4 protein-coding genes and 1 pseudogene are annotated in these 8,385 nt (G+C 77.8%); 4 read left to right on the top strand and 1 reads right to left on the bottom strand.

What is annotated here, in order from left to right; genetic code table 11:
* The first annotated feature begins 196 nt into the window (after positions 1 to 196).
* A pseudogene (locus ACGFYH_RS32300) lies at positions 197 to 554 on the top strand (hypothetical protein).
* Between the two features lie 6 nt (positions 555 to 560).
* On the opposite strand, the gene ACGFYH_RS32295 reads toward ACGFYH_RS32300, so the two are convergent.
* Complete coding sequence (locus ACGFYH_RS32295) at positions 561 to 1,448, bottom strand: Gfo/Idh/MocA family protein (protein WP_393806722.1); 888 nt, start codon at positions 1,446 to 1,448, stop codon at positions 561 to 563.
* A 929-nt stretch (positions 1,449 to 2,377) separates the two neighbouring features.
* Between ACGFYH_RS32295 and ACGFYH_RS32290 the strand changes: the two genes are divergently transcribed.
* From ACGFYH_RS32290 to ACGFYH_RS32280, 3 genes are all read left to right on the top strand, one after another.
* Positions 2,378 to 3,310 carry an alpha/beta hydrolase family protein gene (locus ACGFYH_RS32290; protein ID WP_393806721.1) on the top strand — a complete coding sequence of 311 codons (933 nt, stop codon included), beginning with the start codon at positions 2,378 to 2,380 and terminating at the stop codon, positions 3,308 to 3,310.
* A gap of 223 nt (positions 3,311 to 3,533) precedes the next feature.
* Positions 3,534 to 6,305 (top strand): LuxR C-terminal-related transcriptional regulator, encoded by a 2,772-nt coding sequence (locus tag ACGFYH_RS32285; protein WP_393806720.1) that lies wholly within the window; start codon positions 3,534 to 3,536, stop codon positions 6,303 to 6,305.
* A 120-nt stretch (positions 6,306 to 6,425) separates the two neighbouring features.
* Positions 6,426 to 7,709 (top strand): PucR family transcriptional regulator, encoded by a 1,284-nt coding sequence (locus ACGFYH_RS32280; protein ID WP_393806719.1) that lies wholly within the window; start codon positions 6,426 to 6,428, stop codon positions 7,707 to 7,709.
* The last annotated feature ends 676 nt before the right edge of the window (positions 7,710 to 8,385 follow it).

Below are 8,385 nucleotides of genomic sequence, written 5' to 3'. Positions count from 1 at the left end.
ACTGGCGCCGCCGCCACCAGGCCCGATCCCAGGCCAGCCACTACCAGCGACAAGCCGCCCAGACATGAAGATCACGATCTACAGCTGGAGTATTAATCCGCGGCGCGGGGAACGGGAGCGGCGGCGGCCGGACACCGGCACGGATGGCATGCCGGCCCCCGCGGTGACCGGGCGGCGCGGACGCGGCGGAGGCGACATGGGGTTCGAGGGCGAGGCCTGGCGAGTGCGCCAGGTTCCGGCGCGGGCGGGCGGACGCGGAGACCGGGCAGATCCTGATCGACGACTCCGACTTCCCCTGGCTGTCGGGCCGGTTCCGCGCAGGCCCGGCCTACGCTGCCGTCCACGAGCTGTTCGCCCGCGAACCCGCCCTCGCGGAACGGGACGACGCGGAGCACTGGACGCGGTGGGAGGCGGCCTGCGCCGAGATCGAACGGCGGGTGCGGCTGGTGTCGCCCGACGGTCCGGTCGCCGAGTTCCTGCTGCGCATCAAGGGCGGCCGGGCCTGGTTCCGGTGGAGCGACGAGCCGTTCGGGCCGGAGCGGGCCGACGGCTGACCGCGGTCACTCCCGGCCGGTCAGCATGCCCTCGGCCTCGGCGAGGATCTCGGTGACCCGCAGTCCGAAGGCGGCGTCGCACGGATGCGGGCGCCCGCCGTCGGCGGCCGCGAGCAGCGCGTCCGCGGCCCGTCGCAGGGCGGGCACGGGCCCCTGCGCCGTCTCCGGAAGGAGCGTCACACCGGCCCCGCCGCGCAGCTCCACCGCGGCACCCGCCGCGGCCGGCGGCGCCGTCAGACTGAGCGTGAGCGTGCTGGACGCCCCGCCCGTGTGATCGAGGACCACGTGGACGGTGTCCCCGGGGCCCGGCGCGGCCGCCGCCACGCGCCGGACGTCACCCAGGACGGGCAGCAGGACCGACAGGGCGTGCGGCCCCACGTCCCACAGGGCGCCCTTCTCCCGCCGCCACGGCGAGTCGGCGAACGGGCTGTCGCCCCCGCTGAACACGGCGCCCAGCCACTGCGCCCGCGCCGTGAACCACCCCTCCAGCGCGGCCTGTTCGGCGATCCACGCCTCGGTCTCGGGCTGGAACCGGGTGGTGAAGAAGACCACCGAGGCGACTCCGGCCGCCCGCACGGCGTCCACCACCGCCCGGCCCTGCGCCACCCTCGCCGCGAGCGGCTTGTCGAGCAGCAGGTGACACCCTGCCCGTGCCGCCCGCACCGCCAGGTCGGCCTGCACGGAGGGGGGCAGCGCGACGGCGACGGCCTCCACGTCGGCCAGCAGGGCGTCGACGTCGTCGTAGGCCCGTGTGCCGTGCCGCTCCGCCAGCTCCTCGGCCGCGTCCGGGCGGCGGCCCCACACCCCCACGAGGTCCAGGTCGTCGTGCCCGGACAGGGCAGGCGCGTGCGCCATGTCCGCCCAGGGGCCGGTGCCGAGCAGTCCGATGCGCATCCCGTCGCCTCTCCACGGTGCCGGTCCCGACGGCGGCCCGCCGGTCTTCCCGCATGGCGGCCGGCGTGCGACAGCCCGGCCGAGGCCGAGGGTGTCACACCGACCGGGCGGACGGACAGGGCGGACGGTGGCGATGGCGCGGCGGGTCCGTGCGCGGCGGCCGCCGCGACGGCGTGGCACGGCGTGCCCCGCCCCAGGGGGACGCCGGTCGCCGGTCGCCGGTCGCCCGCGGGCTCGGCAGGGTCTGTCGTACCGCCGTGGTCCATCCGGGTGGTCTCCGCTCGGCTTGGCTCCGCCCGCCGCCCCGACCGGCTCGGTCCGCCGCCTGGCCCGGCCCCGGCTCGCCCCGTCGCTCGGCCCACCCGGCTCGGCTCGGCCCCGGCTCGCCCCGTCGCTCGGCCCACCCGGCTCGGCTCGGCCCCGGCTCGCCCCGTCGCTCGGCCCACCCGGCTCGGCTCGCCCGGCTCGGCTCGGCCCGCTCCGCCCCGCCGCCCGGCTCGGCCCCGGCCCGCCCCGCCGCTCGGCTCGCTCGGCTCGGCTCGGCTCGCTCGGCTCGGCTCGCCCGGCCCGGCTCGGCCCGCTCTGCCCCGCCGCCTGGCCCGGCTCCGCCCCGCCGCCTGGCCCGGCCCCGGCCCAACCCCGCTCGGCCCGGGCCGCTAGGCCCAGCCCGCCCCACCCGGTCAGGCTCCGCCCCGCCCCGCCGCCCTGCGATCCGGATCGGGCGCCTCTCCCTCAGGAGGCGGGCACCCCGCGCCGTACGAGGCCGGTGATTCTGCCGATCCCCGCGGCCGCCCCGCCCGTCGACAGTGGCACCGCCAACTCATCGGCGAGGCCCGTCCGGCGGATGTCCCGGGACGCGACCCCACGTGTTCCGGGCCGTGTGCGATCACCGGCCGGGGCGCTCGCCACGACCGAGAGGACCACCCCTCGTGCAGCAGAGCCCCCACACCCACGCCACTCCCCGGGCCCCACGTACCGCCTCCCGGGGCATCCGGCGGCGACTCGCCGGCGTGACGGCCGCCGTGGCCGCGGTCGTCGCGCTCGGCACCCTCACCGGCCCGGGCGCCCAGGCCGCCGACAACCCGTACGAGCGCGGCCCGGCGCCCACCGAGTCCAGCATCGAGGCACTGCGCGGCCCCTACTCCGTCGCCGACACCCGTGTCTCCTCGCTCTCGGTCACCGGCTTCGGCGGCGGCACCGTCTACTACCCGACCAGCACGAGCGACGGCACGTTCGGCGCCGTCGTGATCGCCCCCGGGTTCACCGCGTACCAGTCCTCCATCGCCTGGCTCGGCCCGCGCCTGGCCTCCCAGGGTTTCGTCGTCTTCACCATCGACACCAACACCACGCTGGACCAGCCCGACTCCCGCGGCCGGCAACTGCTGGCCGCCCTGGACTACCTCACCGAGCGCAGCTCCGTCCGCGGCCGGATCGACGACAGCCGGCTCGGCGTCATGGGCCACTCCATGGGCGGCGGCGGCACCCTGGAGGCCGCCAAGTCCCGGCCGTCGCTCCAGGCGGCGATACCCCTCACCCCCTGGAACCTGGACAAGAGCTGGCCCGAGGTCGGCACCCCGACGCTGATCGTGGGGGCCGACGGCGACACCGTCGCCCCGGTCGCCTCCCACGCAGAGCCCTTCTACACCGGCCTGCCGTCCGGCACGGACCGCGCCTACCTGGAGCTCAACAACGCGACCCACTTCTCGCCCAACACGTCGAACACCACGATCGCGAAGTACAGCGTTTCCTGGCTCAAGCGGTTCATCGACAACGACACCCGCTACGAGCAGTTCCTGTGTCCGCTGCCCCGCCCGAGCCTGACCATCGAGGAGTACCGGGGCAACTGCCCGCACCGTTCCTGACGCCCCGGCTCCCGCACGGCACCGCCCGGCGGCGGTCGCGGGCACGCCGCGGCCGCCGCCCCCCTGTGCCGCCGCACGGTCCCGGCCGGGACCGGTTGGGCGCCGGCACAGTGCGCGGACCGCTCACACGGCGCAGCACCGCAGGTGACAGCGCCGAAGCCCCGGCGAACCCGGGCGGACCGGTGCCTTCCGCCTCGGGTTACGCGCGCGTAACCTCCCGGGAATGACCGGAGAGACGACCGCACCCCCGGCCGTGCGGATCCACGGCCGGAGCACGCAACGCAAGGCGCTGAGCGCGCTGTTGGACGGGCTGCCCGCCCGCGGCGGCCGACTCGTCCTGACCGGCGAACCCGGACTCGGGCGGACCACTCTGCTCCAGTGGGCCGCCCACTCCTTCCGGGCCGGTCCCGTACTCCGCCTCGGGCCCGGCCAGGTTCCGGACGCGCACGTCGACGCCGAGCGACTGCTCGACACCCTGCGGGCGGCGGCCGGCGCGGCACCCCTGCTCGTCTGCGTGGACGACGCGCATCTGTGGGACCCGCCGGCCCGGACCGCGCTCGGCCGCGCGGCGCACCGCCTGCACACCGCGGGCCGGGTCGGACTGCTCCTCTCCGTCGCCGGAGACCGCGCCGTCGGCCCGGAGTTCGCCCACCTGCCCGTCGTCCGCCTGGACCCGCTGACCCCGCCGCGGGCCGCCGACCTGCTCGACGACATGACCGACGGCGCCACCGCTCCGGCCGTCCGCGAGCAGCTCCTGGCGGAGGCGGAGGGCAATCCGGCCCTCCTCGTCGCCCTCGTCCGCCGGCTGTCACCCGCCGAGCTGCGCGGGCACCGGTCCCTGCCCGGCCCGCTGGCGGACGCCGCGGCCCTCGCCGAGGCCGCGGGCGGCGCGCCGGACGCCCCGTCCGCCCACGCGCGGGACCTCATGCTGACGGTGGCGGCGGCCGTACGGGCCTCGGACGGACCGGACGTCGACGCCGCCCTGGTCCACGACGCACTGCGGCGCCTGCGTCCGGCACCGGGGCCCGGCCCCCGTACGGAACCGCTGCCCGGGCAACTCGTCCTGGCCGGCGACCGGTTCCGCTTCCACAGCCCGCTGGTCCGCCGTACGGTGCACGCCGCCGCCACGCCGGACCGGCGCCGCGCCGTGCACCGCGCCCTGGCCGACGTGCTGGAGAGCGGCGGCCACCGGCTCCCGGGGCTGCTGCACCGCTCCTGGTCACTGAGCGGCCCGGCACCCGCGCCCGCAACGGCGGACCGGCTCACGGCGTTGGCGGCCGACGGCACGGTGCCGGCCTCGAACCGGCTGCGCGCGACGGCGTACGCCCGTGCCGCCGAGCTGACGGCCGACGGAGCCGGGCGGGCGGAGCGGTACACGGCGGCGGCCGAGCAGGCACTGCTCGCGGGGCGCCCCGAGCGGGCCCGCCCGCTGCTCGCCGCGGCCCGAGGCTGCCCCGCTCCCGCCGCCGTTCGGGGGCGGGCCGAACTGGTGCGCGGCCTGACGGAACGCGGGGACGGTCCGGTCGGCGACGCCCACCAGTCCCTGCTGCTGGCCGCGTCCCTGCTCGCCGCGGACGCGCCCGCCGACGCCGCGACGGCCGTGCAGGCCGCCGCCGAAGCGGCCTGGGCGGCGGGCGACCTCCCGGCGTGTCTGGCCGCGCTCGCGCCCGACCCACCGCACCGCGCCGAGACCCCGGCCCAGGGGCCTCGAAGGAGCCGCGAGCACATCGCCGCCCGCCCCGCCGCGGCACACGTGGCCCCCGCCGTGCGTGATCACCGCGTCGGTATGCGGGCGCTGCTCGAAGGACGGCTCGACCGGGCCGGCGCACCACTCGGGCAGGTAGTGGAACGCGGCAGGACCGAGGACCGGCCCGAGGCGCTGCTGCGGTCGGCGGCGGCCGCGCTGCTGCTCGGGGACGTGGACGCCGCCCGCGGCGCCGGGGCCCGGGCCCTGGCCGCCGCCCGGCAGCTCGGGTCGGACGCGCTGGTGCCGCGGGCGCTGGAGTACCTCGCCTACGCCGAACTGCGGGCCGGACGGCACCCACAGGCGCGCACCCACGCGGAGGAGGGGCTGCGCACCGCACTGCGGGCCGGGCAGCGCAACACGGCGGCCCACCACCGGGCAGTGCTGGCGCTCGCGGCGTCGATCGAGGAGGAACCGGACGTCGTCGCCCGGCACGTCGCGGCCGCGCTGGCCACGGCCCGGCGGCACGGGCTGGCCCAGGCGGCCACCCTCGCGGAGTGGGCGGCGGCCCGCGCCGACCTCGGCCGGGGGCGGCCGTTCGACGCCGCGGACCGGCTCGGACTCCTGGTCCTCCCCGGGCCCGGGCGGGGGCACTTCGCGGTGTGGCGGCTGGCCGTGCCGTGCTTCGTGGAGGCCGCGGTCCTCGCCGGACGTCACGAGGAGACCCGTGAGGTCCTCACGGACTTCGCCGGATGGGCGGCGTTCGGCGCCGATCCGCAGGCCGCCGCCCAACTGGCCCGCTGCCACGCCCTCCTCGCCCCGCCGGATCACGCCGACGACCTCTACGGGCGCGCGCTCGCCCGGCACGACGAGGCGGGCGGCGACTTCGAACGGGCCCGCACCGCGCTGCTGTACGGCAAGTGGCTGCGCCGGCGCCGCAGACCCCGTGAGGCCCGGGGCCGGCTCGGCACCGCGCTGGCCGGCTTCGAGCGCTGCGGCGCCGGTGTCTGGGCCGCCCAGGCACGCGACGAACTGCGTGCTCTCGGGGCGGCCCCGTACGGCACCGGCGCCGCGACGCAGACCCGACTCACCCGCCTGACCCCGCAGCAACTGCGCATCGCGCGGCACGTCGCCGAGGGCGCCACCAACCGCGAGGTCGCGCTGACCCTCGCGGTGAGCACCCGCACCGTCGACTACCACCTCCGCAAGGTCTTCGCCGCACTCGGCGTCCGGTCCCGCCTGGAGCTGGCCCGCATGGTCGGGCAGGCGGAACAGGCCGAACACCACGAAAAGACCGGTGCACAACCCTAGGGACCGACCGGACGGTATGCCATCCTTCGGGGCAGGACGAGTCAGGGGGCAGGCCCGGCACGGCGGGACGGCCCGTCGCGGGGCGGCGCCTCCGCAAGCCCTGCCCCGGGGAGGACCGCGATGCAGCACGCCGTACGGTCACGAGCAGCGATCCGCACCGGGCTGACGCCCGTTCCACGACCGCGGACACCCGGCGTCACGTCGTTGATCGACGCCGACGCCCTGCGTGTCCTGCACCGGGCCGCCCGCGCCCTGCTCGACGACCTGCCCGACCTGACGGACCGGCTGGTGGCCCTCCTGGAGGAGCAGGAGCCCGCCTACCGGACGGCCGTCACGAAGGACCCCACCGCCACCTGGCAGGAGGCCCACCGTTCCCTGCGGCACAGCGTGGCCTCGCTGCTCGACCCGCGCGGCGCCCGGGACGCGGCACGGCGCTGCTCCTGGCGGATCGGCGCCGTCCGCGCCGAGCAGGGGCTCCCACTGGACGCCCTGCTGCACGCCTTCCGCCTGGGCGGCTCCCTGGTGTGGCAGCGGCTGGTCGAGGAGACCTCCAGGGCCGCCCCCGAGGACGTGCGGCTCCTCGTGCACGTGGCCGCCGACGTGTGGAACTTCGTCGACGAGCACTGCACCCTCGTCGCGGACGCCTACCGGCAGACCGAGTGGCAGATCGGCCGGCGCCGCGAGAACCGGGCCCGGCTGCTGGCGGCCGGCCTGCTCGACGGCACCGGCCGCATCGCCGACCTGCCCGAGGCGGCCCGGGCCCTGGGCCTGCCGGAACAGGGCCGGTACGTCGTCGTCGCCGTCACCGGCGGGCCCCCGGCCCGGTCCGACGCCGCCCGCGCCGCCGCCGTGCCGTCCTCGGCCCGCGTCCACTGGCACGCCGGTGCGGAGGTCGACTACGGCATCGTCCTGGCGGATGCCCACGAGTCGCTCCCGGACCCGCACGAGCCCGGGTCCGGGACGCATGTCTCCTTCCCCGGCCTCCGGATCGGCGTCGGCAGCCCGGTCGACGGACTCGCCGCCGTCGGGGACGCCCGCAGGCTCGCGGACACGGCCCTGGGAATCTGCCCCGCGGCCGGCGGCACGGTACGACTGGCCGACCAGCTCCCCGCCGCCCTGGTCGTCTCCACCCCCGAGCTGGGCCGGGCCCTCGCCGAGAAGGTGCTCGGCCCCCTGCTCCGCCTGGAACCCGCCGACCGCGAGGTACTGCTGGACACGCTGACCACGTGGCTCGACTGCGACGGTTCCGCCCAGCGCGCAGGTGAGCGCCTCTACTGCCACCGCAACACGGTCCTCAACCGCCTGCGCCGCTGTGAACAACTGACCGGCCGCTCCCTGGCCCGCCCGGCCGACGTCGTCGAATTCAGCCTGGCCCTGACCGCCCGGCGCGTCCTGCGCACCTGAGGACACTGCGGGCAGGACGACGCCCGAAGCCCCGCGTCACCGGCCCGCCGCCGGACGACGCGGGGCTTCCCGCGTGCCGGCCGCGGGGCACGGACGGTCGGTCGAGGCCCGCTCCGGGGGGAAGTGCCGGTCCACGGCTCCCGGGACAGCGCTCCGGGGAACGCGTACGGGCCCGCCCCCCTGCCGGTTGTCCGGCCCTGCGCCTCCGGCCGGGGTCCGGGCGGTGTGCTGCGGCGGGGGGTTTCCGGTCGGGGCCCGGGGCACCGGGCGGGTGTGCTGCGGCTGGGGCTCGCGGTTCGCACCGGCCCGGCGAGCCGCGGCCGGGGCCTCCTGCGGCCTCGGTGCCGCGTGGTGCGTTCTCGGGTGTGGGCTGGGTTTCGTGTGGTGTGGGCTCGGGTGGGCCTGGTGCTGTGTGGTGCGGTCTCGGGTGTGGGCTCGGTTTCGTGTGGAGTGGGTCCGGGTGGGCTCGGTGCCGCGTGGTGTGGGCTCGGGTGGGCTCGGTGCCGTGTGGTGCGGCCTCCGGTGTGGGCTCGGTCCCGTGCGGCCCTCCGGGGGCCCGGCCCGGCCCGGCGTGCCGCGGCCTTCGGTTCGGGACGCTCGGACGGTCCGCAGGATGTCCGGCCGGGGCGGCCGCCCGTACGGGGCGTCGTCCGGCGTCTCGTTCGCCACCGGTCAT

The organism is Streptomyces sp. NPDC048392, from assembly GCF_043200575.1.
Taxonomy (GTDB): Bacteria; Actinomycetota; Actinomycetes; order Streptomycetales; family Streptomycetaceae; genus Streptomyces.
This window is presented reverse-complemented; position numbering and strand designations above follow the sequence as displayed.